At 67.2% G+C, this 25,382-nt stretch carries 23 protein-coding genes and 1 pseudogene; 20 read left to right on the top strand and 4 right to left on the bottom strand.

All coding sequences use genetic code 11. The annotated features are described in order from the left end of the window. The first annotated feature begins 5 nt into the window (after window positions 1-5). The 12 genes and pseudogenes from ACG0Z6_RS09940 to ACG0Z6_RS09885 form a co-directional block, all read left to right on the top strand. Window positions 6-1,172, top strand: coding sequence for a hypothetical protein (locus ACG0Z6_RS09940; RefSeq protein ID WP_394460895.1), 1,167 nt, complete (start codon window positions 6-8; stop codon window positions 1,170-1,172). After that, complete coding sequence (locus ACG0Z6_RS09935) at window positions 1,165-1,512, top strand: hydrogenase maturation nickel metallochaperone HypA/HybF (protein ID WP_394460893.1); 348 nt, start codon at window positions 1,165-1,167, stop codon at window positions 1,510-1,512. Before ACG0Z6_RS09940 ends, ACG0Z6_RS09935 begins: the two co-directional genes overlap by 8 nt. 30 nt (window positions 1,513-1,542) lie before the next feature. Continuing rightward, window positions 1,543-2,484, top strand: coding sequence for a hydrogenase nickel incorporation protein HypB (gene hypB / locus ACG0Z6_RS09930; RefSeq protein WP_394460892.1), 942 nt, complete (start codon window positions 1,543-1,545; stop codon window positions 2,482-2,484). Window positions 2,485-2,493: 9 nt separating this feature from the next. Next, window positions 2,494-3,633, top strand: a complete 1,140-nt coding sequence (locus tag ACG0Z6_RS09925; RefSeq protein WP_394460890.1) for a Kae1-like domain-containing protein — start codon at window positions 2,494-2,496, stop codon at window positions 3,631-3,633. Then, window positions 3,624-3,860 (top strand): HypC/HybG/HupF family hydrogenase formation chaperone, encoded by a 237-nt coding sequence (locus tag ACG0Z6_RS09920; RefSeq protein WP_394460888.1) that lies wholly within the window; start codon window positions 3,624-3,626, stop codon window positions 3,858-3,860. The genes ACG0Z6_RS09925 and ACG0Z6_RS09920 overlap by 10 nt, the downstream gene beginning before the upstream one ends. Continuing rightward, a complete protein-coding gene (gene hypD, locus ACG0Z6_RS09915; RefSeq protein WP_394460886.1) occupies window positions 3,857-5,020 on the top strand; it encodes a hydrogenase formation protein HypD in 1,164 nt (387 codons plus the stop codon). Before ACG0Z6_RS09920 ends, hypD begins: the two co-directional genes overlap by 4 nt. Beyond that, window positions 5,017-6,066, top strand: coding sequence for a hydrogenase expression/formation protein HypE (gene hypE / locus ACG0Z6_RS09910; RefSeq protein ID WP_394460883.1), 1,050 nt, complete (start codon window positions 5,017-5,019; stop codon window positions 6,064-6,066). Before hypD ends, hypE begins: the two co-directional genes overlap by 4 nt. Before the next feature lie 61 nt (window positions 6,067-6,127). Next, a complete protein-coding gene (locus ACG0Z6_RS09905) occupies window positions 6,128-7,588 on the top strand; it encodes a sigma-54-dependent transcriptional regulator (protein ID WP_394460881.1) in 1,461 nt (486 codons plus the stop codon). Further along, window positions 7,585-8,577, top strand: a complete 993-nt coding sequence (locus ACG0Z6_RS09900; protein WP_394460879.1) for an NADH-quinone oxidoreductase subunit B family protein — start codon at window positions 7,585-7,587, stop codon at window positions 8,575-8,577. The genes ACG0Z6_RS09905 and ACG0Z6_RS09900 overlap by 4 nt, the downstream gene beginning before the upstream one ends. Further along, window positions 8,574-10,061, top strand: coding sequence for a nickel-dependent hydrogenase large subunit (locus ACG0Z6_RS09895; RefSeq protein WP_394460878.1), 1,488 nt, complete (start codon window positions 8,574-8,576; stop codon window positions 10,059-10,061). The genes ACG0Z6_RS09900 and ACG0Z6_RS09895 overlap by 4 nt, the downstream gene beginning before the upstream one ends. A 1-nt stretch (window position 10,062) precedes the next feature. Beyond that, window positions 10,063-11,409 carry a PAS domain-containing sensor histidine kinase gene (locus ACG0Z6_RS09890; protein WP_394460876.1) on the top strand — a complete coding sequence of 449 codons (1,347 nt, stop codon included), beginning with the start codon at window positions 10,063-10,065 and terminating at the stop codon, window positions 11,407-11,409. After that, a pseudogene (locus tag ACG0Z6_RS09885) lies at window positions 11,410-11,652 on the top strand (YnfA family protein); the annotation flags it as partial. 6 nt (window positions 11,653-11,658) lie between these two features. Here the strand turns inward: ACG0Z6_RS09885 and ACG0Z6_RS09880 are convergent. From ACG0Z6_RS09880 to ACG0Z6_RS09865, 4 genes are all read right to left on the bottom strand, one after another. Continuing rightward, complete coding sequence (locus ACG0Z6_RS09880) at window positions 11,659-13,794, bottom strand: TonB-dependent siderophore receptor (protein WP_394460874.1); 2,136 nt, start codon at window positions 13,792-13,794, stop codon at window positions 11,659-11,661. Between the two features lie 3 nt (window positions 13,795-13,797). Further along, window positions 13,798-14,577 (bottom strand): hypothetical protein, encoded by a 780-nt coding sequence (locus ACG0Z6_RS09875; RefSeq protein ID WP_394460872.1) that lies wholly within the window; start codon window positions 14,575-14,577, stop codon window positions 13,798-13,800. A 28-nt stretch (window positions 14,578-14,605) separates the two neighbouring features. Beyond that, the gene (locus ACG0Z6_RS09870) at window positions 14,606-15,295 is read right to left on the bottom strand and encodes a nitroreductase family protein (RefSeq protein ID WP_394460870.1); all 690 of its coding nucleotides are present in this window, start codon (window positions 15,293-15,295) and stop codon (window positions 14,606-14,608) included. 110 nt (window positions 15,296-15,405) lie between these two features. After that, window positions 15,406-16,188, bottom strand: a complete 783-nt coding sequence (locus ACG0Z6_RS09865) for a Crp/Fnr family transcriptional regulator (protein WP_394460868.1) — start codon at window positions 16,186-16,188, stop codon at window positions 15,406-15,408. 392 nt (window positions 16,189-16,580) lie between these two features. Here ACG0Z6_RS09865 and ACG0Z6_RS09860 point away from each other — a divergent pair, with 392 nt between their 5' ends. The 8 genes from ACG0Z6_RS09860 (at window position 16,581) to ACG0Z6_RS09825 (ending at window position 25,382) form a co-directional block, all read left to right on the top strand. Next, complete coding sequence (locus tag ACG0Z6_RS09860) at window positions 16,581-18,572, top strand: AMP-dependent synthetase/ligase (RefSeq protein ID WP_394460866.1); 1,992 nt, start codon at window positions 16,581-16,583, stop codon at window positions 18,570-18,572. After that, the gene (locus tag ACG0Z6_RS09855) at window positions 18,572-19,357 is read left to right on the top strand and encodes an ABC transporter ATP-binding protein (protein WP_394460864.1); all 786 of its coding nucleotides are present in this window, start codon (window positions 18,572-18,574) and stop codon (window positions 19,355-19,357) included. The genes ACG0Z6_RS09860 and ACG0Z6_RS09855 overlap by 1 nt, the downstream gene beginning before the upstream one ends. Before the next feature lie 30 nt (window positions 19,358-19,387). Continuing rightward, a complete protein-coding gene (locus ACG0Z6_RS09850) occupies window positions 19,388-20,317 on the top strand; it encodes a branched-chain amino acid ABC transporter permease (protein WP_394460862.1) in 930 nt (309 codons plus the stop codon). A 32-nt stretch (window positions 20,318-20,349) separates the two neighbouring features. Next, window positions 20,350-21,426, top strand: a complete 1,077-nt coding sequence (locus tag ACG0Z6_RS09845; RefSeq protein ID WP_394460860.1) for a branched-chain amino acid ABC transporter permease — start codon at window positions 20,350-20,352, stop codon at window positions 21,424-21,426. 73 nt (window positions 21,427-21,499) lie between these two features. Further along, entirely contained in the window at window positions 21,500-22,831 is a 1,332-nt protein-coding gene (locus ACG0Z6_RS09840; protein WP_394460858.1) for an ABC transporter substrate-binding protein, read from the top strand. A gap of 44 nt (window positions 22,832-22,875) precedes the next feature. After that, window positions 22,876-23,682 carry an ABC transporter ATP-binding protein gene (locus tag ACG0Z6_RS09835; protein WP_394460856.1) on the top strand — a complete coding sequence of 269 codons (807 nt, stop codon included), beginning with the start codon at window positions 22,876-22,878 and terminating at the stop codon, window positions 23,680-23,682. A 72-nt stretch (window positions 23,683-23,754) separates the two neighbouring features. After that, window positions 23,755-24,057 (top strand): hypothetical protein, encoded by a 303-nt coding sequence (locus ACG0Z6_RS09830; RefSeq protein WP_394460854.1) that lies wholly within the window; start codon window positions 23,755-23,757, stop codon window positions 24,055-24,057. Then, window positions 24,057-25,382: a phenylacetate--CoA ligase family protein gene (locus tag ACG0Z6_RS09825; RefSeq protein ID WP_394460852.1), complete on the top strand. Its 1,326-nt coding sequence runs from the start codon at window positions 24,057-24,059 to the stop codon at window positions 25,380-25,382. The genes ACG0Z6_RS09830 and ACG0Z6_RS09825 overlap by 1 nt, the downstream gene beginning before the upstream one ends.

The following is a 25,382-nucleotide window of genomic DNA, read 5'->3' as shown; positions in this document are numbered from 1 at the left end:
CAGGCATGAGTGAGTTTTCTGGCGCCCTCTATCTGAAGCCGGGCCAGCCCCTGACGCGCACCCTGCGCAGCACGCGCCAGGCCTGGGCCCAGCGCCTGGCACCGGGGCACAGCGCCACCGCTTTGCCGGGGCTGCTGGCCGGGGTGTTCAGCCTGTGTGCGCAGGCCCACCGCGCAGCCAGCCAACTGGCCCTCGCCGCCGCGCAGCCTAGCCGTTTTGCCGTGGAACCGGGGCTGGCGCAAAGCCTGCAGCGTGAAACCGCGCTGGAGCACTTGCGCCGCATGGTGCTGGACTGGCCACGGGAACTGGCCCCACCGGCCCAGCGCGAAGCCTTTGCTGAACAGGCCCTGCGAAGCTTGCTCAGCTGCCCCCTCACCACCACAACGCCGGGGCAGGGCGCGGCAACCTGGGGTGCCATGCGCCAGTGGCTGCACACACAGTGGCTGCACATGCCCGCACAAGACTGGTGGCAGGCCTGGCAGCAAGGCGGCGCCGATTGGCTGCAGCAATGGAGCCGCAGCCAGCCAGGCTGGTTGCCCCAAACCCTGCAAGCTGCCCGCGCCTGGGACTGCGCCTTGCCCCAGCTCGGTGCGAAGGTGCTGCGCGTGCATGCCCAGCCCAGCAGCCTGCAGGCCCTGGGCCAGGCGCTGGCGCAAGACCCGGGCTTGGCCCTGTACCCGCTGTGGCAGGGCCAAACTGCCTGCACCGGGCCCTGGGCGCGCCTGGGTGCGCTCACGCCACCACCCCTGAGCGCCTGGGGCTTGCTGGGCAGCCGCCTGGCAGAGCTGGTGGCCCTGTGCCTGCCCGATTGGCCCGGCCAAAACGGTGCGGGCGTGCTGCGCTGGGGGGCTGTGCAGACAGCGCCGCAATGCGGCTTGGGCTGGGTGGAGATGGCGCGCGGCCTGCTCATCCACCAAGTGCGGCTGGAGCCCGAAAGCGCGTCGCGTGGCCGCGATCCCTATGTGTTGGAGTGCCAGGTGCTGGCTCCCACCGAATGGAACTTCCACCCCGCAGGCGTGGCCGCGCAGGCCCTGGCCGAGATGCCCGCCAGCGGCCCCGAACTGCGCCCGCGCGTGGCACTGCTCATGGCCGCTCTGGACCCCTGCGTGCCCTACCACCTGCTCGAGGCGCAGGGCGCGCGATCCAGCAGCAAGGAGCGCTTTGATGCATGAAGCCAGCCTGGCCGGTGGTGTTTTGCAGCTGGTGGAAGACGCGGCGCGGCGCGAGGGCTTTGCGCGCCTGCTGGCGCTGCGCCTGGAGGTGGGCCAGCTCAGCGGCGTGGACGCGCGCGCGCTGCGCTACGCGCTGGAGGGCCTGGCGCCAGGCACGCTGCTGCAAGACGCGCAGCTGCACATCGAGCAGCCCGTCGGCCAGGCCTGGTGCATGCACTGCGCCAAAACCATGGAGCTGGCGCAGCGCGGCCAGCCCTGCCCAGGCTGCGGCGGCTACCAGCTGCAGCCCTGTGGTGGCATGGAATTGCGCGTGCTGGACATGCGCGTGAGCGACGACTGAAGCCCAACAACATTGAGAAAGAGGCAGGCTATGTGTGTGGTGTGTGGTTGCAGCGGCGGCGGTGCCGCCCAGGTTCAGGGGGGCGCTGATGCGGCCCAGGGCGCAGAGCTGCACTTCGGTGCGGGCGCGGCGCGGGTGTCGGTGCCGGGCATGAGCGCGCAGCGCGCCATCAAGATCGAGGCCGACATCCTGGGTGCCAACAACGCCGTGGCGGCGCAAAACCGCGCCCACTTTGCCGCCCATGGCGTGACGGCGCTGAACCTGGTCTCCAGCCCCGGCTCGGGCAAAACCACCTTGCTGTGCGCCACCATCAAAGCCCTGCAAGCGCGCCACCCCTCGCTGCAGCTGGCCGTGATTGAGGGCGACCAGCAAACCAGCTTCGACGCCCAGCGCATACGCGCCACCGGGGCCCCGGCCATCCAGGTCAACACCGGCAAGGGCTGCCATCTGGATGCCCCCATGGTGGCCGAGGCCTTTGCGCGGCTGCATGCCCACGCGGGGCCTCACGAACACTCTCACGAACACGACCACGACCACGCGCCGGGCCTGCTCTTCATCGAGAACGTGGGCAACCTCGTCTGCCCGGCCATGTGGGACTTGGGCGAGCTGGCCAAGGTGGCCATCCTCTCCGTCACCGAGGGCGAAGACAAGCCGCTGAAGTACCCCGATATGTTCGAGGCCTCGCGCCTCATGATCCTCAACAAAATCGACTTGCTGCCCCATGTGCAGTTCGATGTGGCGCGCTGCATCGAGCTGGCGCGGCGCGTCAACCCGCGCATCGAAATCCTGCAGCTCTCGGCCACCACGGGGCAGGGCATGGAGGATTGGCTGCACTGGCTGGACCACGCACGCGGGGCCGAGCACCATCACCATCACGCCCCCGAGGCCGAGAGCCCGGCAGCGCGTGTGCAGCGCCTGCAGGCCGAGCTGGCCCAGGCCCAGGCCGCCCTGCAAGCGCAAGGCGCGCGCTGAGGGCGCACCATGAACACCACCGTGCTGGCGCTGGGCGCCTGGCTCAAAAACAGCGCCTGCCTGCTGCTGCAGGGGCAGGCCGTCTGGTCGGCCCCGCATGGCGATTTGGGCGACCCTGCCGCCTGCGACGCCCTGGCGGGCTCGGTGCAGCGCCTGCTGGCGCATGCCCAGGCCGCAGGTGCGCCGGTGCAGGCCGTGGCCCATGATTTGCACCCTGACTTCTACAGCACGCGCCTGGCCCTGGAAACCGCCGCTGCCCTGGGCGTGCCCGCCGTGGGCGTGCAGCACCACCATGCCCATGTGGCGGCTGTGGTGGCTGAACATGGCCTGCGCGGCCCGGTGCTGGGCCTGGCGCTGGACGGTGTGGGCCTGGGCAGCGATGGCCGGCCCTGGGGCGGCGAGCTGCTGTGGCTGTCGGGCGCGCAATGGCGCCGCCTGGGCCACCTCCAGCCCCTGGCCCTGCCCGGGGGCGACCGCGCCGCGCGCCAGCCTTGGCGCATGGCCGCCAGCGTCTTGCATGCGCTGGGGCGGGGCGAGGAAATCCTGCCCCGCTTTGCACCCGCACTGGGCGCAGCGCGGGTGCAGGGCGTGCAGCAGATGCTGCAGCGCCAGCTCAACTGCCCCATGAGCAGCAGCGCGGGGCGGCAGTTCGACGCTGCCGCTGCCGCACTGGGCCTGTGCCTGGAGCAGCAAGACGAAGCGCAGGCCGCCATGGCCTTGGAACAGGCCGCCGCGCGTGCGTTGGTGCGCCAGCCGCAGCTGCAGCCACACCTGACGGCCCAGCACCACAGCGATGGTCGCATCGACCTCCTGCCCGTGCTTGGCGCACTGTTTGATGCGCCCGACGCGGAGCTGGCCGCCGCGCACTTTCACCTCGCCCTGATCGAGGCCCTGGCGGTGGCAGCCGTGGCGGCGGCCCAGGCCCATGGCTTGCGCCAGGTGGCGCTGGGCGGCGGGTGTTTTTTCAACCGCATCCTGCACCAGGGCCTGTGCCAGCGCCTGGAACAAGCCGGCCTTGCCGTGTACTGGCCCCAGCAGCAAAGCTGTGGCGACGCCGGCCTGGCCCTGGGCCAAGCCTGGGTGGCCGCGCAGCAGCTGGCCGCTCACCCCCTCACCCGCTGCGCCGAGGACGCTCTCCCATGTGCCTAGCCATTCCTGCGCTCTTGGTCGAAAAGCGCGCGCAAGACCAAGCCCTGGTGGCGCTGGGCGGCATCCGCAAGCCCATCTCCATCGCCCTGGTGCCTGAAGCCCAGGTGGGCGACTACGTCATCGTGCACGTGGGCCACGCCATTGGCTTGGTGGACGCCGAAGAAGCCCAGCGCACCCTGGCGCTGTTTGCGCAGATGGCCCCCACCGACGAGACGCCCCAGCCATGAAGTACATCGACGAATTCCGCGACGGCGCGCTGGCGCGCCACATCGCCCAGCGCATTGCGGCCGAGGTGCAGCCCGGTCGGCACTACCGCTTCATGGAGTTTTGCGGCGGCCACACGCATGCCATCAGCCGCTACGGCGTGCTGGAGCTGCTGCCGCCGCAGGTGCGCATGATCCACGGCCCGGGCTGCCCCGTGTGCGTGCTGCCCATAGGCCGCGTGGACATGGCCATCGCCCTGGCGCTGGAGCACGACGTGGTGCTGTGCACCTATGGCGACACGCTGCGCGTGCCCGCCTCGCAGGGCCTGTCGCTGACCAAGGCCAAGGCGCGCGGGGCGGACATCCGCGTGGTGTACTCCGCCGCCGACGCCTTGCAGCTGGCGCGCGAACAAGCCCATCGCCAGGTGGTGTTTTTCGCCATCGGTTTTGAAACCACCACCCCGCCCAGCGCCCTGGTGATCCGTGCCGCTGCCGCCGAAGGGATTGAGAACTTCAGCGTCATGTGCAGCCATGTGCTCACGCCGCCAGCCATACGCGCCATCTTGGCGGGGAGCGCGAGCGGCGCCGCAGCCACGGCACCCATCGACGGCTTTGTGGGCCCGGCCCATGTCAGCGTGGTGATTGGCTCCGAGCCCTATGCCCGGTTTGCGCAGGACCACGCCAAGCCCGTGGTGATTGCGGGGTTTGAGCCGCTGGATGTGCTGCAAGCCATCCTGATGCTGATCCGCCAGGTCAACCAGGGCCGCGCCGAGGTGGAGAACGAATTCATCCGTGCCGTCACCCCGGCGGGCAACCGCCACGCCCAGCAGCTTATGGACGAGGTCTTTGAGCTGCGCGAGACCTTTGAGTGGCGCGGCCTGGGCAGCATGGCGCACTCGGCGCTGCGCATCCGCGAGCGCTACCGCCCGTACGACGCCGAACACCGCTTTGGCCTTGCCTACCGCAGCGTGCCTGACAACAAGGCCTGCGAGTGCGGCGCCATTCTGCGCGGCGTCAAAGAGCCGCGCGACTGCAAGATCTTCGGCACCGTGTGCACGCCCGAAAACCCCGTGGGCTCTTGCATGGTCTCCAGCGAAGGCGCCTGCGCCGCGCACTACACCTATGGCCGCTTTCGCGACATCCCCGTCGTGGCCGCGCCCGCAACCCCGCAGACTGCCGCATGAAACCGCCCTACATCCGCCCGCTGGACATCCGACACGGCCGCATCGACATGGGCCACGGCGCCGGGGGCAAGGCCGCCGCGCAGCTCATCGAAGAGCTGTTCCTGCCCGCGCTGGACAACCCCTTTTTGCGCCAGGGCGACGATGGCGCCGCGCTGCCCTGGCCCGGGGGCGGCGCGCAGCTGGTGATGGCCACCGACGGCCATGTCGTCGCGCCGCGCTTCTTCCCCGGTGGCGACCTGGGCAGCCTGGCCGTGCACGGCACCATCAACGACGTGGCCATGATGGGCGCGCAGCCGCTCTACCTCAGCGCCAGCTTCATCATCGAAGAAGGCTTTGCGCTGGCGGAGCTGCAGCGCCTGGTGCAGTCCATGGGGCAGGCCGCGCGTGCGGCCGGGGTGCCAGTGGTCACGGGCGACACCAAGGTGGTGGAGCAGGGCAAGGGCGATGGGCTCTTCATCAGCACCACCGGCGTGGGGGCGCTGGCCCCGGGTGTGCGCATCAGCGGCGACCAGGCGCGCCCGGGCGATGTGGTGCTGCTGTCGGGCAGCATTGGCGAGCACGGCGTGGCCGTGCTGTCGCAGCGCGAATCGCTGGCGTTTGAAACCACCGTCACGAGCGACAGCGCCGCGCTGCACACCCTGGTGGCGGCGCTGCTGGCCGCCGCCCCCGATGCCGTGCGCGTGCTGCGCGACCCCACACGCGGCGGCCTGGCCACCACGCTCAACGAAATCGCCCGCCAGTCCGGCGTGGGCATGCGGCTGCAGGAGGCAGCCATTCCGGTCCAGCCCCAGGTGGACGCGGCCTGCGAGCTGCTGGGCCTGGACCCGCTGTATGTGGCCAACGAAGGCAAGCTCGTGGCCATCGTGGCGCCCCAGGCCGCCGATGCCGCGCTGGCCGCACTGCGCGCCCACCCGCTGGGGCGCGAGGCCTGCTGCATTGGTCAGGTGTGTCACGACCCCCACGGCTTTGTGCAGATGGACACCCGTTTCGGGGGGCGGCGCGTCGTCGACTGGCTCAGCGGCGAGCAATTGCCTAGGATCTGCTGATGCGCTGTGGCGCTGCCCTCGGGCGGCCTCTTTTTCGTCTCAACCTGGCCCTGCCATCGACGTGACTTCCCCTTCGCTGTTTGACGACCCGCCCGTGGTGCTGGTGGTGGACGACGAGGTGCGCTCGCAAGACGCCATGCGCCGCACCCTGGATGAGGACTACACCGTGCTGACCGCCAGCAGCGCCGAGCAAGCGCGCGAGCTGCTGCAGCGCCAGGCCGTGCGCGTGATTCTTTGCGACCAGCGCATGCCGGGCCTCAGCGGCGTGAAGTTCCTCAAGGAAGTGCGCGAGCACTGGCCCGATGTGGTGCGCATCGTCATCTCCGGCTACACCGACAGCGAGGACATCATTGCCGGCATCAACGAAGCGGGCATCTACCAATACATCCTCAAGCCCTGGTCGCCCGATGGGCTGCTGGAGTCGGTGCGCAACGCCGTGGAGGCGCAGGTGCTGCAGCAGCAAACCGCGCGCCTGGACCTGGAGCTGCGCACCAGCACGCCGGTGCTGCGCCAGCGCACCGCCAGCCAGATGGCGCAGGCGCGCGCGCACTTTGGCTTTGAACGCATCGTGCGCGCCCCGGGCAGCCCGCTGGAGTCCTTGTGCGCCATGGCCGCCCGCGCCGCGCGCTACGACATCCCGGTCATGCTGCTGGGCGAATCGGGCACGGGCAAGGAGCTGCTGGCGCGCGCCATTCACTACGCCTCGCCGCGCCTGAATGGGCCTTTTGTGCTGGAGAACTGCGCAGCCCTGGCCGACAGCCTGCTGGAGTCTGAGCTCTTTGGTCACAAGCGCGGCGCCTTCACCGGCGCGTTTGAAGACCACATCGGGCTGTTCCAGCGCGCCCACGGCGGCACGGTGTTTCTGGACGAAATCGGCGAGACCACGGCGGCCTTCCAGGTCAAGCTGCTGCGCGTGCTGCAAGAAGGCGAGGTGCGCCCGGTGGGCGCGGCGCGGCCCGTGCCGGTGGATGTGCGCGTGGTGGCGGCCACCCACCGCAAGCTCGAGCAGCGCGTGCAAGAAGGGCTGTTTCGCGAGGACTTGTACTACCGCCTGTGCGGCGTCACCCTCACCGTGCCGCCGCTGCGCGAACGTGCGGCGGACATCGCACCCATTGCGCGCCACATCCTGCGCGATGTGGCCACCGAGCTGGGCCACCCCGGCGCCGAGCTCAGCGACGAAACCCTGGCCTGCCTGCTGGCCTACCCCTGGCCGGGCAATGTGCGCGAGCTGCGCAACGAAGTGCTGCGCGCGCTGGCCCTGCACGATGGGCGCGAGCTCACGCCCGCGGCATTTTCGGCCCGCGTGCGCCAGGGCCTGCCCGCCGCGGCCGACAGCGCACGCGCCGCCGCGCTGCCCGCCAGCGGCACGCTGGCCGAGCGGCTGGACGTGATCGAGGCCATGGTGCTGCGCGAGACCTTGCTGCGCCACCGCTGGAACAAAACCCGCGCGGCCACGGAGCTGGGGCTCTCGCGCGTGGGCCTGCGCGCCAAGATGCAGCGCTTTGGGTTGGACAAGCCATGAACCTGCTGTGGTTGCAATCTGGGGGCTGCGGGGGCTGCAGCATGTCGCTGCTGTGCGCGGACACCACCGACTTCCAAGGCCACTTGCGCGACGCAGGCCTGGAGCTGCTGTGGCACCCCTCGCTGTCGCTGGGCGGGCCCTCGGTGCTGGCGCTGCTGCAAGACATCGTGCAGGGGCGCCAGACCCTGGACCTGCTGTGCGTGGAAGGCGCGCTGCTGCGCGGGCCGCATGGCAGTGGGCGCTTTCACATGCTGGCCGGCAGCGGCCAGCCCATGATGACCTGGGTGCAGGCCCTGGCGGCGCAGGCGCGCCACGTGCTGGCCGTGGGCAGCTGTGCGGCCTGGGGCGGGGTCACGGCGGCGGGCGCCAACCCCACAGACGCCTGCGGGCTGCAGTACGAAGACGAGCGCGTGGGCGGCCTCCTGGGCGCTGAGTTCCGCGCGCGCGGCGGGCTGCCCGTCATCAACATCGCCGGTTGCCCCACACACCCCAGCTGGGTGATCGACACCCTCATGGCCCTGGCCTCGGGCAGCTTTGGCGCGGCGGATCTCGACGCCCTGGGCCGCCCGCGCTTTTATGCCGACCAACTCGTGCACCACGGCTGCGCGCGCAACGAGTACTACGAGTTCAAAGCCAGCGCCGAAAAGCCCTCCGACCAGGGCTGCATGATGGAACACCTGGGCTGCAAGGGCACACAGGTGCACGCCGACTGCAATCTGCGAGCCTGGAACGGCGAGGGCAGCTGCACCCAAGGCGGCTACGCCTGCATTGCCTGCACCGAGCCGGGTTTTCAAGAGCCTGGCCACCCCTTTCAGCGCACGCCCAAAATCGCCGGCATTCCCGTGGGCCTGCCCACCGACATGCCCAAGGCCTGGTTTGTGGCCCTGGCCTCGCTGTCCAAAAGCGCCACGCCCAAGCGCGTCAAACACAACGCCGTGGCCGACCACCTGGTCGAACCCCCGGCCCTGCGCAAGACGAGGCCCAAATGAGTAGCGCTGCGGATGCGCCCAGCGCGGGCACGCGCCTCATCGTCGGGCCCTTCAACCGCGTGGAGGGCGATCTGGAAGTGCGCCTGCACATCGAGGGCCAGCGCGTGGCCAGCGCCGAAGTCACCGCCACCATGTACCGCGGTTTTGAGCAAATCCTGCAAGGCAAAGTGCCGCAGGACGCGCTGGTGCTGGTGCCGCGCATCTGCGGCATTTGCTCGGTGTCGCAGTCGGTGGCGGCGGCGCGCGCGCTGGCCGACCTCGGCGGCCTGCACATGCCCGACAACGGCCAACACGCCACCAACCTGATTCTGGCCACCGAGAACCTGGCCGACCACCTCACGCACTTCTACCTCTTCTTCATGCCGGACTTTGCGCGCCCCGTCTATGCCGCGCAGCCCTGGCATGCGCAGGCCCTGCAGCGCTACTGCCCCATGAACGGCGAGCAGGTGCGCCAGGCCACGGCGGTGCGCCAGCGCTGGCTCACCCTCATGGGCGCGCTGGGTGGCAAATGGCCGCACACCCTGGCCGTGGAGCCCGGCGGCTGCACGCGCCCCATCGACGCCGCGCAGCGCGTGCGCCTGGCGGCCAAGCTGCGTGAGTTCCGCGCCTTTTTGCAGCGCCAGATGATTGGCGCCGAGCTGGAGGCCTTTGCCGCGCTCGACAGCGAGGCCGCGCTGTGGCGCTGGCACGCCAACACCGCACCGGGCAGCGATCTGCACTTCTTCCTCAGCCTCGTGCAGTCGCTCTCGCTGCAGCGCCTGGGCCCAGGCCCGGGGCGTTATTTGAGCTACGGCGCCTACGCCCAAAGCGGCGGGGGCGCGGCGCTGATGCGCGGCCTGTGGCGCGCCAGCACCCAGCAGTGCGAGCCGCTGGACCTGGGCGCCATCAGCGAAGACGCCAGCCGCGCCTGGCTGGCGCAGGGCGGTGCGGCGCTGCACCCGCTGCAAGGCCACACCCAGCCCGAGCCCGACAAGCCCGGCGCCTACACCTGGAACAAAGCCCCGCGCCTGGGCGGCGAGGTGGTGGAGACGGGCGCCATTGCGCGCCAGCTCGTCAGCGGCCATGCGCTCATGCGCGACGTGGTGGCGCGCCACGGCGGCTCGGTCTACACCCGCGTGCTGGCGCGCGTGCTGGAGCTGGCGCGTGTGCTGCCGCTCATGGAGCAGTGGCTGCAGGCCATACGCCCCAACCAGCCTTTTTGCGTGCCCACCACGCTGCCCGAGGAGGGCTGCGGCGTGGGCCTGTCCGAGGCCGCACGCGGTGCGCTGGGCCACTGGCTGGTGGTGCGCGGCGGGCGCATTGCCAGCTACCAAATCGTGGCGCCCACGAGCTGGAATTTCTCGCCGCGCGACGCACAGGGCCAGTGCGGCGCGCTGGAGCAGGCGCTGGTGGGCGCGCCCGTGCTGGCGGGCGAGCGCTCGCCCGTGGCGGTGGAGCACATCGTGCGCTCCTTCGACCCCTGCATGGTCTGCACCGTTCACTGACATGAGCCGTGCGCACAGCCCCATCAACCCCGCCGCGCTGAGCATGGAGGGTGTGGACGAGTCCACCTGGCTCGATGTGATTCACAAAATGGACGAGGTCTACACCCGCCTCATCGACGACGAGGTGGCGCTGGAGCAAAAGAACGCGGAGCTGGAGCAGTCCCAGCAGTTCATCTACAGCGTGCTCAGCGCCATGTCCGATGTGCTCATCGTGTGCGACCAGCGCGGCCGCATCGAGCAGTCCAACGCCGCGCTGTGCGAGCTGGTGGGGCGCAGCGAAGCGCAGCTGCGCGGCTGCGAGCTGGCCACGCTGCTGGCCGACCCCGCCAGCGTGCAGGCCGCACACCAGGCCATGCAGCGCAGCGACGTGCCGCGCAAAGGCCAGGGCATTGCGCTGAACTTTCTGGGCCAGGACGGGCAGGGCGTGCCCGTGGACGCCAACTGCACGCCGCGCCTGAGCGCCAGCGGGCGCCACATGGGCACGGTGTGGGTGGGGCGGCCCACCGCCGAGCTCAAGCGCGCCTACCAAGAACTGCAGGCCGCGCACGACGCGCTCAAGCGCACCCAGCAGCAGCTGCTGCACTCGGAAAAAATGGCCTCGCTGGGCCAGCTGGTGGCGGGCGTGGCGCATGAGCTCAACAACCCCATCAGCTTTGTGCTGGGCAATGTTCATGCGCTGAGCAAATACAGCCAGCGCCTGCGCAGCTATGTGGCGGCACTGCAGGCGCGCGGCGAGGACGCCGAGCTGCAGCAGCTGCGCCAGCGCCTGCGCATCGACCACCTGCTGGCAGACCTGCCCTCGCTCATCGAAGGCACGCTCGAAGGCGCGCAGCGCACCGCCGACATCGTGCATGGGCTCAAGCGCTTCTCGGCCATGGACCCCGAGGAGCGCAAGCCCGTGGTGCTGGCCGAGGTGGTGGAGCGCGCCATCCACTGGGTGCAAAAAGGCCAGCCCACGCCGGTGCAGGTGAGCGCCGTGGCGCCGCCCAATTGCGTGGTGCTGGGCAGCGCCGGGCAGCTGCAGCAGGTGATGATGAACCTGCTGCAAAACGCTTTTGACGCGCTGGCGCACACCGCGGCGCCGCAAGTCTGGGTGGAGGTGTCGCAGCAAGGCAGCGCCGAGCGGCCGCTGGTGTGCGTGAGCGTGCGCGACAACGGCCCCGGCATTGCGCCCGAGCACCTGCTGCGCATCTTCGACCCCTTCTTCACCACCAAGCCCGTGGGCAAGGGCACGGGCCTGGGGCTGTCCATCAGCTACGGCATCGTGGAGCAGCACGGCGGCCACTTGAGTGCGCGCCATGCCCTGGGCGGCGGTGCGGAGTTTTGCCTCGAGCTGCCCAGCGCCTGAGGTTCAGTTCCCTGGGGGCTGTTGCTGCCTGCCGCCGCCGCGCTGGCGCTTTTTGTGTGGCTGCTCACCCTGCACCCCAGCGCCAGTGGTCGTGTCTATGCGGCCTACGGCGGGGTCTACGTCACCGTGGCGCTGCTATGGCTGCGCGTGGTCGACGGCGTGGCTTTGAGCCGCTGGGATTTGCTGGGTGCGGCCCTGGCTTTGCTGGGCATGGCCATCATTGTGTGGGGTGGGCGGCGGTGAGGCAGCTCAGAATTGCAATTCGACCGATAGCCGCACTGTTCGAGAGGCACCAGCGAGTACGCCACCGTAGTTGACGTTTTCCCAGTAGCGGCGGTCGCTGAGGTTTTGGATTTGCAGGCGCCATGTGGTGGCCACACCAAGCACTTCAGCGGTATAGCGTGCGCCAGCATCCCAGCGGGTGTAGGCCGGCACCTTCACTGCGTTGGCCTGATCCAAGGGCCGATCGCCGATGTGGATCAATCCCGAATTGATGCTCAATCCGGGCAGGCTGGGCAACCGCCAGTCCAGCCAGACATTGGCTTGCAGCTTGGCGACATTGGAGGGGCGCTTGCCTTGGCGTGTGTCGCCAGTGTCTTGCATCGTGGCGTCCAGCCAGCTCAGACCGGCCACGGCCGATAGGCTGGGGCTGATCTCGCCATTGAGCGCAAGTTCTATCCCTCGGTGACGTTGGCGGCCCAGGGTCTTGAACAGTTTGTCCTTGGGGTCGGTGGCTTGTAGCGGCTTGTCGATCGTGAACCAGGCTGCGGTCGCAGCCAGTCCCCGTGCGGGTTGCCACTTCAGTCCTGTTTCCAGTTGATTGCTGCGAATGGGGTCGAGACGCTCTCCCCGGTTCGCTGCCGCATTGGGCGCATATGCACCTTGTTCCAGGCCCTCGGTGATGCTCGTGTAGAGGGTCAAACTTGGGCTAGGTAGCCACACCAAGCCCGCAGAAGGCACCGTGACCTTGACGCGGTAGTCACGGGGTGCTGCGCCAGCGCGTTGTGATTCGTTTTGGTAGGCGATATAGCGCGCACCAAGCAGCAAGCGCCATTGGGAATTGAAGGAGATGGTGTCGCTGACAAAGATGCTGGGCTGCTGGGTGGCGCTCTGATTCTTGGTGGGCGGGTCGGAAAAATCGGGCCTCGCGCTGTAGACAGGGGCGTAGATGTTGCCGACGGTCAGCCCATCATTGGGGAACCAGCCACCATCCTTGGTCTTTAGCGTGCTATCGGAAATGCCCAGCACCACATCGTGACGCATACCGCCAATCTCCAATCGACCATTGGCAAAGGCTTGCGCCGACAGGGCTGTGAATTTCTGGGCCGGCGAGAAGTAGTAGTCTCCACTGAGAACCTGGCCGTTAGGACTCACCTCGTAGAGGCCAGGGAAGGCCGCGTCACGGCGAGTCGTGCTGTAGCCGATTTGCCCGATCAGGTGCCAAGCGTCGTTCAGCGTGTGCTCAAGCCTTGCGCCGATATTGGATGCGTCGGTGCGGTACTGCCCCCAAGGTTGCCCAAGCAAAGCCCTGGGGTCAAGGCTGTTGGCTGGCACCAGGGTTCCATCGCTGCGCGGGCCTATCACCGGTTGTGCGGCGATTTTTTTGTGTTGATGGTCGGCGTCAATGCGCAACAAAGTTCCGTGAGCGAGTTTGAAGTCAAAGGCCGCTGAGGCCATGGCCCGCGACATGTCGCCCGCATGGGTGAAATCGCCTTGCTCTTCGCCCGCCATGTTCAAGCGGTAGCCCATGGGACTGCCCGAGCCCAAGCTGCCGCCGGCGTCCACGTGGGCGTAGCGCCCGCCGTGACTGCGGAGCTCGACATCCACATTGGCAAAGATCACACGCGTCGGTCGCTTCAGCACATAGTTGACCAGGCCGCTTGGTTCACCAACGCCATACAAAAATCCGGACAACCCTTTGAGAATGTCCACGCGCTCCATGTTCTCCAGCGGTATGTCGGCATACACACTGGTCAACAACCCATCACGGCGAACACTGTTGATGGCATTGGCTGAGAAGCCGCGCACCGCGATGCCGTCGTAGGCGCCACCAAATGATGCCGGTTGCACGCTAGGGTCGTTTTTCAGCACGTCTTGCGCGGTTCGTGCCCTCTGGTTGTCCATCAACTCGCGGCCATAAGAGCCGATGGAGAAGGGCAACTCATGCAAAGGCTGCACACCCAGCGCGCCGGCATTGACGTCACGGTTCACATACAGCGCTTCTCTCTTTGCGCTGACCACGACTCTGTCCAGCGAGGTTTGGGAATTTTCAGTCTGCGCGTTGGCCAAGGTGGCGAGGCTGAGTGCCACAAGAGTGGTCGCTTGGGCCATGGTGTGTTGGCGGTGTTTGCGGTTCATCTGAATGGCTGTGAATTGCTTTGCCATGGCTCAGTGGGCCTTGAATTGCGGGGTGAGGGGGGCTTCAAACACTGAGCCATCTGCCTTCGTGAAGCTCAGCGTGGCGCGATGGGTGACCACCTCAAATCGGCGGCCTGCCAGTTCACCCGAGCGCCGCTCGTGGGTGTCGACCTCCAGCACATACAAGCCCGCCCAAGGCGCGTGGATGCGGACCAAGCCTCGCTCGTCAATGTCGTGCACTTGCAGCCACAGGCTGGGTGCGATGACTTTCAAGGTGCCGCCTTTCATCGGTGTGCCTTTGAAATACACAGCGACGGTGTTGGGCTCTGCGCTTGGAACGATGTCCAGTGTGAGCGTTGCTGAGGTTGCCTTGAGGGGCCAGACGGCCCGTCGAGCGTAATACATCGCCTGTGCCCCACCAGGGTTAGAGGCATTCACGCGGACATGGGCCGCGCGGGCGTGCACCCACTGGTTGGAATCACCGGTGACATCGTGCAACGCAAACCCTGCTGAGGCTTTGCGCCATGCTGTGGGGCCGGTCACGAACTCAAGGGTATCGAGCTTGCCGGGGCTGCGCTCTTGCACGCGCACCTCCGGTTCACCGTACAAGACATGCAATGCGCCTGTGGGGTGGGGTTCTATCCACAGACTATGCGCCCACACTGCGGGCGCGGCGAGCAGCCCAGCCAAAACCGTCAATGCTTTCAATTTAACTCCCTGCATACACTTTGTAAATGCGAACAATTCGCAGTATATGCAAGGAGTGCCACTCTGCTTGGAGATGGACTGCAAGCGCTTGTTGACGATCACTCGTGAGGGGGCCTTGGCTCCACCCCCCTCAAACAAAACTCGCCAGCTCCTCCAGCGTCTTCTTGCTGATGTTGGGCACCTGGCAGCCGGGGGCGGGGTGGCCGACGACGAGCAGGATGTAGGGCTTTTCGTGGGCGGGGCGGTCCAGCAGTTCGTTGAGGAAATTCATGGGGCTGGGGGTGTGGGTCAGGGTGGCCAGCCCGGCGTGGTGCAGTGCGGCGATCAAAAACCCGGTGGCGATGGAGACGGACTCGGGCACGTAGTAGTTCTTGAGCTCCTGGCCGTCGGGCAGCACGGTTTTCTTCTGGCCAAAGATGGCGATGAGGTAGGGCGCCGTTTCCAGGAAGGGCTTGTTGGCGTCGGTGCCCAGCGGGGCCAGGGCGTCTTTCCATTCCTGGGGCGCGCGCTGGGTGTAGAACTCGCGCTCTTCGGCTTCGGCGCCTTCGCGGATTTGGCGTTTTTTGGCCGGGTCGCTGACCACCACGAAGTGCCAGGGCTGGTGGTTGGCGCCGCTGGGGGCCGTGCCGGCGGCGAGCAGGCAGGCCTCGATGACTTCACGCGGCACGGGCTGGCTGGAGAAGTCGCGCACGGTTCGGCGTTGACGCAGATGTTCGTAGAAGGCTTGGGCGCGCGCTAGGCGTTCGGCCTCGCCGTAGTGCGGGGGTGGGGCCAGCGGGATGTGCGCGGGCTGGCCTTGGTTGTATTTGAGCTGGCTCATGGGTTCTCCCTGGTGTGGTGGCCGGTGTGGCCGTGCCTGCGCTGGGGTGCAGCGCAGGGCCAGGGTTATACCCGCGCCAGCGCGCGGCGACGGCGTGCCGCCGACCGGCCTCAGTTCCCCGGCGGTTGCTGTGGGAAGTGGCGCAAGCCCGCGAGGTTGAGCACGCGCAGCCCACCGTATTCCACGGCAATGAAGCTGCGGGCCTGCAGGTGTTTGAGCGCTTCGTTGACGCGCTGGCGCGACAGCCCCACCAGCAGCCCCAGCTCCTGCTGGGTGATGCGCAACATGCCGCCCACACCGGGGTAGAGCTGGGGGTGAAAGAGCGCCGCGAGGTTGCGCGCCACGCGCAAGTCGGGGTCGTTTTGGCGGTCGATTTCGCGCGCGGCGATGAACTGCCCCAGCCGCTCGTTGAGCTGGTTGAGCACATAGCGGTTGAAGGGAATGCTCACCTCCAGCAGGGCCTCAAAGCTCTCTAGCGGCAGACCTGCCACCACGCTTTTGCGCAGTGCCTGGATGTTGTAGCGGTAGGCCTCGCGCTTGAGCAGGGTGCCCTCGCCAAACCAGCCCCCCGGCGGCACGCCGGTGAAGGTGATGGGGCGTGCGGCACTGTCGTCGTTGCTCATCTTGAGCAGGCCGTCGATGACGCCAAACCAGAAGTTGGCACCCTTGCCCACGCGGCAGATGCGCTCGCCCACCTGCACTTCGGCCACTTGCAGCTGCGCAATGGCGTGTTCGCGTTGGTCGGGGGTGAGCACACGCAGCCAGGGAATGGCGCCGAGCTCGTCATTGCGGGCGGCACGGGCCCGTTGGCGCAGGGGCAGTGTGGCAGTGCTGGGTGCAGTGCTAGGGTCACTGGACCCGAATGGATTCGGTTCGTTGGGAATGTTGATCATCTGCAGTTCCGATGGGGCGGAGCCGGGGCTCAAGGTGAAGGCTGCACTGCACCTTTGCATCGTCCCCCAAGGGCGGCTTGTAACAAAGTGATAACGAACAACACGGGACTCGGGATCAACCCTGGTTTGTCGCTCTGACCCTGAGCTTCATGCAGTTGGGCGTGAAAGTGCAGCCTTGATTCAGGGGGGCCGCTTGTTGGGGGCTTGTGCGAGAGAGTCCTGACACACTAGGGAAGGTTCGCATCAGGTTTACGCTACTTTGTCGCCAGCGCGACAACCAAGCGTCAAATCAAAAGCCTAGGATCGCCCCACACCGACCCCGCCCCACCAGAAGCCCGCATCAGGCTTTAGGCAGGGGCAAGAAGCCGGGCACAGACACAGTCAGGAGGCGCATGGTGAGTGACGTTCCAACGCACACGGCAAGCGAGCCCAGCAATGCGGCCGCGCACTTCCCGGCCCTCTTGATGCAGCACGCGCAGCAGCGCCCCCAAGCCACGGCGTTGCGCGAAAAATCGCTGGGGCTGTGGCAGTGTTTGAGCTGGCAGGACCTGGCGCTCATGGTGCAGGCGCTGGCCCACGGACTGCACCAGGCCGGCATGCGCCGCGGCGACCACCTGGTGGTGGTGGGCGAGAACCGGCCGCGGCTCTACGCCGCCATGCTCGCCGCGCAAAGCCTAGGCGGCGTGGCCGTGCCGCTCTACCAAGACGCGGTGGCGGCCGAGCTGGTGTTCCCGCTCAACAACGCGGAGGTGCGCTTTGCCGTGGTGGAGGACCAGGAGCAGGTGGACAAGCTGCTGGAGATCCGCGCGCAAGTGCCGCAGCTGCAGCACCTCTGGTTTGACGACCCGCGCGGCATGCGCCATTACGACGAGCCCGGCCTCGATGCGCTCGATGGCCTGGTCGCCGCAGGCCGCGCGGAGGCAGCCGTGCACCCGCAGGCCTACGCGCAGTGGCTGCAAGACATTGCCGCCGACGATGTGGCCGCCATGTTCTTCACCTCGGGCACCACGGGCCACCCCAAGGGCGTGGTGCACACGCACCGCACGCTCATCGACCGCGCCCGCGCCGGCCAGCGCTTTGACCAGCTCACCGAGCACGAAGAGGTGCTGGCCTACCTGCCGCTGGCCTGGATTGGGCAAAACATCTTCAGCTACGCACAGTGGCTGGTGTGCGGCTATGTGGTGAACTGCCCCGAGGCGGCTTCCACCGTGTCCATCGACATGAAGGAGATCGGCCCCAGCTACTACTTCGCGCCGCCGCGCGTGTTCGAGGGCCTGCTCACCAGCGTCATGATCCGCATGGAAGACGCCAGCGCGCCCAAGCGCTGGCTCTTTGCGCGCTGCATGGAACTGGCCCGGCGCGTGGGCCCCGCGCTCATGGACGGCCGTCCGGTGAGCCCGCTCCAGCGCCTGGCCTATGCGCTGGGGCAGGTGCTGGTGTATGCGCCGCTGCGCAATGCGCTGGGCCTGTCGCGCGTGCGTGTGGCCTACACGGCGGGGGAGGCCATAGGCCCCGACCTCTTCAGTTTTTACCGCGCCATTGGCATCAACCTCAAGCAGCTCTACGGCTCCACCGAAACCGCGGTCTTCGTCTGCCTGCAGCCCGACCACGAGGCCCGCGCCGACACCGTGGGCGTGCCCATCGAGGGCGTGGAAATTCGCCTGGCCGACAGCGGCGAAATCCTGGTGCGCTCGCCCGGGCTGCTCAAGGGCTATTACAAGAACGAGGCCGCCACGGCCGAGGTGCTCACGCCCGACGGCTGGTACCACACGGGGGATGCGGGCTTTATCGACGCGCTGGGCCACCTCAAGATCATCGACCGCGCCAAAGACGTGGGCCGCTTGCGGGGCGGCGCGCACGACGGCGCGCTGTTCGCGCCCAAGTACGTGGAGAACAAGCTCAAGTTCTTCTCCCACATCAAAGAGGCCGTGGCCTTTGGTGATGGGCGCGACCGGGTGTGTGCCTTCATCAACATCGACTTCGAGGCCGTGGGCAACTGGGCCGAGCGGCGCAATCTGCCTTACGCGGGCTACACCGACTTGGCCGGCAAGCCCGAGGTGCTGGCGCTCATTCGCGGCTGCATCGAGCAGGTCAACGCCGACCTGGCCCAGGACGAGCGGCTCGCGGGCTGCCAGATCCAGCGCTTTTTGGTGCTGCACAAAGAGCTGGACGCCGACGATGGCGAACTCACCCGCACGCGCAAGGTGCGCCGCGGCGCCATTGCTGAGAAGTACGCCGTGCTGGTGGAGGCGCTCTACGCGGGCAAGACCTCGCAGTACATCGAGACCGCAGTGAAGTTCGAGGATGGCCGCAGCGGCAGCGTCAGCGCCGAGCTGCGCCTGGCCGATGTGCCCACCTTCACCCCCACACGGAGGGCTGCCTGATGCGCGACAAAACCATAGGCGAGGTGGTGCTGGATGTGCGCCACATCGCGCTGTCTTTTGGTGGCGTGAAGGCGTTGTCGGACATCAGCTTCGATGTGCGCGAGCACGAGATCCGCGCCATCATTGGCCCCAACGGTGCGGGCAAGAGCTCCATGCTCAACTGCATCAACGGCGTCTACCAGCCCCAGCAAGGCAGCATCACGCTGCGCGGCCAGACCTTTGCGCACATGAACCCGCGCCAGGTGGCGCAGATGGGCGTGGCGCGCACCTTTCAGAACCTGGCCCTGTTCAAGGGCATGAGCGTGCTGGACAACCTCATGAGCGGGCGCAACCTCAAGATGCGCACCCACTTGCTGCAGCACCTCTGGCGCTGGGGGGCGGCTGAGCGCGAGGAGATCGAGCACCGCGAGAAGGTCGAACGCATCATCGACTTCCTTGACATCCAGGCCTACCGCAAAACACCGGTGGGGCGCTTGCCCTACGGCTTGCAAAAGCGTGTGGACCTGGGCCGCGCGCTGGCCATGGAGCCGCAGCTGCTGCTGCTCGATGAGCCCATGGCGGGCATGAATGTGGAGGAGAAGCAGGACATGTGCCGCTTCATCCTGGACGTTAACGACGAGTTCGGCACCACCATCGTGCTCATCGAACACGATATGGGCGTGGTCATGGACATCTCCGACCGCGTGGTGGTGCTGGACTACGGCAAAAAAATCGGCGACGGCGTGCCCGACGAGGTGCGCAACAACGAAGACGTGATCCGCGCCTACCTCGGCACGGCCCACTGACGCAGCGCCAACAGCGAAAGAGGGCAGGACATGGGACCGTTTCTGGAAATCCTCATCGGCGGCCTGATGGCGGGCATGCTGTATGCGCTCATCGCGCTGGGCTTTGTGCTGATCTTCAAGGCCTCGGGCGTTTTCAACTTCGCGCAGGGCGCCATGGTGCTGTTTGCCGCCCTGGCCATGGCGCGCTTCAGCGAATGGATAGGGCGCTACGCCGGGCTGCAGGACAAGCTACTGATCAACGTGCTGGCCTTTGCCGCGGCCATGGTCTTGATGGTGGTGCTGGCCTGGGCGGTGCAGCGCCTGGTGTTGTCGCGCCTGGTGAACCAAGAGGGCATCACGCTGCTCATGGCCACGCTGGGCATCACGCACTTTTTGGACGGCTTTGGGCAGACGCTGTTTGGTTCGGCCATTTACAAGATCGATGTGGGCATGCCCAAAGACCCGCTGTTTTTGCTGGAGCAAAGCATTCCCGGCGGCGTGCTGGTGAGCCAGGAAGACTTGATTGCCGCGCTGGTGGCCGCCGCCTTGGTGGGCGTGCTGGCGCTGTTCTTCCAGTACACCGCCACGGGGCGGGCGCTGCGCGCGGTGGCCGACGACCACCAGGCCGCGCAGTCCATCGGCATTCCGCTGGGGCGCATCTGGATCATTGTCTGGAGCGTGGCGGGCTTTGTGGCCCTGGTGGCGGGCATTATTTGGGGCTCCAAGCTGGGCGTGCAGTTCTCGCTCTCGCTGGTGGCGCTCAAGGCGCTGCCGGTGGTCATCCTCGGTGGGCTCACCAGCGTGCCCGGCGCCATCATCGGCGGCTTGCTCATCGGCATGGGCGAAAAGCTCTCCGAGGCCTATATCGGCCCGCTGCTGGGCGGCGGCATTGAAATCTGGTTTGCCTATGCCCTGGCCCTGCTGTGCCTCTTGGTGCGGCCCCAAGGTTTGTTCGGCGAAAAAATCATCGACCGCGTCTGAGTCGGCCCAAGCCCACCGTATCGGAGTCCTGAATGCTCTACCGAGAAAACGGCCAGTTCAAAACCACCTACCGCGCGGACCAGCAGGTGTTCCCCATCGCGCAGGACCGCTGGGCCATGGGCGCGCTGCTGGCCCTGGCGCTGGTGGCCGTGCCGCTGTGGGCGGACGAGTACCTGTTGCGCGCCATCCTGGTGCCGTTTCTGATTCTTTCGCTCGCGGCCATCGGGCTCAATGTGCTGGTGGGCTACTGCGGGCAAATTTCGCTGGGCAGCGGGGCCTTCATGGCCGTGGGGGCTTATGCGGCTTACAACGTCTATGTGCGCCTGCCCGGCATGCCGCTGCTGCTGACCCTGCTGCTGGGCGGTGTGGCGGCCTTGCTGGTGGGGGTGCTGTTTGGTTTGCCCAGCTTGCGCATTCGCGGGCTGTACCTGGCTGTGGCCACGCTGGCGGCGCAGTTTTTTGTGGACTGGGCGGCGCTGCGCCTGCGCTTTGTGACGAACCACTCCGAGTCGGGCTCAGTCAGCGTGAACGCGCTGCAGGTGTTTGGTCTGCCGATTGAGAGCGCGTCATCGCGCTACCTGTTTTGCCTGGCTCTGGTGGCACTGTTTGCCTGGATGACCAAGAACTTGGTGCGCGGGCATATCGGCCGCTCCTGGATGGCCATGCGCGATATGGACGTGGCCGCCAGCGTCATCGGCATCCGGCCACTTACGGCCAAGCTCAGCGCGTTTGCGGTGAGCAGCTTCATCATCGGCGTGGCCGGAGCACTGTGGGGCTTTGTGCACCTGGGCTCGTGGGAGCCCGCGGCCTTCTCCATCGAGCGCAGCTTCCAGCTGCTGTTCATGATCATCATCGGCGGGCTGGGTTCGGTGGCCGGGGCGTTTTTGGGGGCGGCGTTCTTTGTGGTGCTGCCCATCGTGCTCAACCAGCTCTTGCCTGTGCTGGGGCAGATGCTGGGTTTTGCCGTGGACACCGCATTGGTGGCGCATGTGGAGGCCATGGTGTTTGGCGCGTTGATTGTGTTTTTCCTCATCGTCGAGCCCCATGGCTTGGCCAAGCTGTGGGCCACCGGACGCGAGAAATTGCGGCTGTGGCCCTTCCCGCATTGAACTCACCGAAGTTTTAGCGCTTGCCCTCAACCTCACGCACGCCGCTTCCGACGTGCCCATTCAGGAGACTCGCATGACCCTCAAGCCCGCTGTCTGCTGTGCCGCGCTGGCCCTGGCCGCCACCTTGCTCGCTCCCACTGAGGCGCAAGCTCAGGCCAAGGAGCAGTTCTTCCCCGTGCTGGTCTACCGCACCGGTGCCTACGGCCCCAACGGCGCGCCCTGGGCCAATGGCTTTGTGGACTACCTCAAGCTCGTCAACGCCCAAGGCGGCATCAACGGCGTAAAGATCAGCTACGAGGAGTGCGAATTCGGCTACGCCACCGACCGCGGCGTGGAGTGCTATGAGCGGCTGAAGAACAAAAACGGCGGCGCCACGGCCTTCCAGCCGCTGTCCACGGGGGTGACCTTTGCGCTCAGCGAGAAGGCGCCCATCGACAAAATCCCGCTCATCACCGTGGGCTACGGGCGCAGCGAAAGCCAGGACGGTGGCGTGTTCAAGTGGAACTTCCCGCTCATCGGCCACTATTGGCTGGCGGCCGATGTGCTGATTCAGCACCTGGGCAAAAAAGAAGGCGGGCTGGACAAGCTCAAGGGCAAGAAGATCACCCTGGTCTACCACGACAGCCCCTACGGCAAAGAGCCCATCCCGCTGCTGCAAGAGCGCGCCAAGATGCATGGCTTTGAGCTCAACACCATTCCTGTGGCTCACCCCGGCGTGGAGCAAAAGTCCGCCTGGCTGCAGGTGCGCCAGCAGCGTCCGGACTACGTGCTGCTGTGGGGCTGGGGGGTGATGAACACCACCGCGCTCAAAGAAGCCCAAGCCACCGGCTACCCGCGCGACAAGATGTTCGGCGTGTGGTGGGCGGGTGCGGAGCAGGACGTCAAAGACGTGGCCGAGGGCGCCAAGGGCTATAGCGCACTGACCATTCAGCACGGCGTTCACCCCGACGCCAAAGTCGCCAAAGACATCCTGGCGTTGGTGCACGCCAAGGGCCAGGGCACGGGCCCCAAGGAGGAGGTGGGCCAGGTGCTCTATATGCGCGGGCTCATCTCGGCCATGCTCTCGGTCGAGGGCGTGCGCCGCGCGCAGGAGCGCTTCGGCAAGGGCCGAGTGGTCACGGGCGAGCAAATGCGCTGGGGCCTGGAGAACCTGGCGCTGGACCAAAAGCGTTTGGACGGCCTGGGCCTGGCCGGGGTGATGCGCCCGGTCTCCACCTCTTGCCAAGACCATATGGGCTCGGCCTGGGCGCGCGTGCACACCTGGGACGGTGCGCAGTGGAAGTTCAGCTCCGACTGGATGCAGGCTGACGAGCAAATCTTGAAGCCCATGGTCAAGGCCGCCGCCGACCGCTACGCCGCCGAGAAGAAGATCACCCGCCGCAGCGCTGCGGACTGCCAGTCCTGACCCTCAGTCCGGAACCCCACCCATTGCACACCCGCGAGGCCGCCATGAACCCTGTCATGCTCAACGTCAACGGCATTGAGGTCATCTACAACCACGTGATTCTGGTGCTCAAAGGCGTGTCCTTGCAGGTGCCGCAGGGCGCGGTGGTGGCGCTGCTGGGGGGCAATGGCGCGGGCAAAACCACCACGCTGCGTGCCATCTCCAACCTGCTCGAAGGCGAGCGCGGCGCCGTCACCAAGGGCGGCATCGAGCTCGCGGGCGAGCGCACCGAGCGCCTGGACACCGCCGCCATGGTGCAGCGCGGGGTGGTGCAGGTCATGGAGGGTCGGCATTGTTTTGCCCACCTCAGCATTGAAGAAAACCTGCTCACCGGGGCCTACACGCGGCGCGACGGCAAGGCCGCTGTGGCCGCCACGCTGGAGAAGGTCTACCACTATTTCCCGCGCCTCAAAACCCGGCGCAGCAGCCAGGCGGCCTACACCAGCGGGGGCGAGCAGCAGATGTGCGCCATTGGCCGCGCCCTCATGGCCAACCCGCGCATGGTCTTGCTGGACGAGCCCAGCATGGGCCTGGCGCCGCAAATCGTGGAGGAGGTGTTTGAAATCGTCAAAGACCTCAACACCAAGGAAGGCACCACCTTCTTGCTGGCCGAGCAAAACACCCACATGGCCCTGCGTTACGCCGACCACGGCTACATCCTGGAAAACGGCCGCGTGGTGATGGAGGGCAGTGCTGCGGCGCTGCGCGACAACGAAGACGTGCGCGAGTTCTACCTGGGCATGGGCAGCGGCGAGCGCAAGAGTTTCAAAGACGTCAAAAGCTACCGCCGCCGCAAGCGCTGGTTGGCTTGAGCACAACGGCCAGCGCTTGCCGCACGCGGCACACTGGCCACCCCCAACCCAAGGCCTGAAGACCCAGCAGCCATGAGCGACTCCTCCGAAGACTTCTTTGCACTGCCCGCCTTTGCGCCCGAACAGGCGCTGCAGCAGCTGCGGCGCTGGTTGCGTGAACAGCGCGCGCTGAGCGAGCGCGGAGCGAGCTTCACCCTGGCTGGATCTGAAGTGCTGCGCTTGGGCGTGCAGGGCGCGGTCTTGGAAGTCCAGCTGGCCAAGCGCCCGGCGCAAAGCCCCGAGTGGGAGCTGCAGCGCTGCACCCAGGCGGCGGATGTGCGCCGCGTCAAAGACGAAATCACGCGCCGACTGCGGCGCTGGAGCGAGGACGACTGATGTCAAACCCCACCACCTCGGCTGCGCCTGCGGGCGGCGGCGAATCCATCGCGCCGCCCAGCTATTTCGACGAGTTCGAATGCCAGCGCCCCGAAGCGCGCGAGCAGCGCCTCATGCAGCGCCTGCCCCAGCTCATCGCGCAGCTGCAGGACCAAGGTTTGGCGCAGGCCGAGATGCTGGGCCGCGTGGAGGCTCAGCGCATCAACTCCCGCGCCGCGCTGGCAGGCCTGCCCGTGACGCGCAAGCACGACCTCATGCAGCGCCAGCACGCCGCGCACGCCAGCGGTGGCGATCCTTTCGGCGGCTTCTCCGCCATTGGCTGGCAAGGCCTGCTGCGCCCGCACGGTGCGCGCCGCGTGTTTCAGTCGCCAGGGCCGCTGTACGAGCCCGAAGGTCGCGCAGCCAACTACTGGCGCATGGCGCGCGCGCTGCATGCCGCGGGCTTTCGCAGCGGTGACCTGGTGCACAACAGCTTCAGCTACCACCTCACACCAGCGGGCGCCATGATGGATGGCAGCGCCCAAGCCCTGGGCTGCACCGTTTTTCCCGGCGGCGTGGGCAATACCGAGCAGCAGCTCCAAGCCATGCTGCACCTGCGCCCCCAGGCCTACACCGGCACGCCGAGCTTTTTGAAAATCCTGCTGGAGCGCGCCATCGAGCACGGGCACACGCTCAGCCTCAGCAAGGCCTTGCTCAGCGGCGAGGCCCTGCCTTGGGAGTTGCACGAGTGGCTGCGCCGCCAGGGTGTTGCCGCCTACCAGTGCTATGCCACGGCAGACCTGGGCCTCATTGCCTACGAGACCCGCGCCCGCCAAGGCTTGGTGCTGGATGAAGACCTGATTCTCGAAATCGTGCGTCCCGGCGGCACCGAGCCTCTGCCCGAGGGCGAGGTGGGCGAAGTCGTCATCACCAACCTCAACCCCGACTACCCGCTGGTGCGCTTTGGCACGGGGGACCTTTCTGCCGTGCTGCCGGGCACCAGCCTGTGCGGCCGCACCAACACGCGCCTCAAAGGCTGGTTGGGTCGCGCCGACCAAAGCGCCAAAGTGAGGGGCATGTTTGTTCACGCCGGGCAAGTGGCCGACATCGCGCGGCGCCTGCCCGAACTCGGGCGGCTGCGCCTGGTGGTGCGCGGGCAGATGTCGGTGGACGAACTGGTGCTGCGCGCCGAACTGCTCCAACAGCCCGCGCCAGAAGGACTGGCAGCGCGTGCCGCCGAGGTGGTGCGCGAGGTCACGCGCTTGCGCGCTGAGGTGGAACTGCTGCCGCCTGGCAGCCTGCCCAACGACGGGCGCCTGGTGGACGACACACGGCCCTTGCCTTGA

Origin of the sequence: Roseateles rivi (assembly GCF_043555845.1) — a bacterium.
GTDB classification, from domain to species: Bacteria; Pseudomonadota; Gammaproteobacteria; order Burkholderiales; family Burkholderiaceae_C; genus Roseateles; species Roseateles rivi.
Note: the sequence above shows the minus strand (reverse complement) of the source record. Positions and strands in the feature narration are given on the sequence as shown.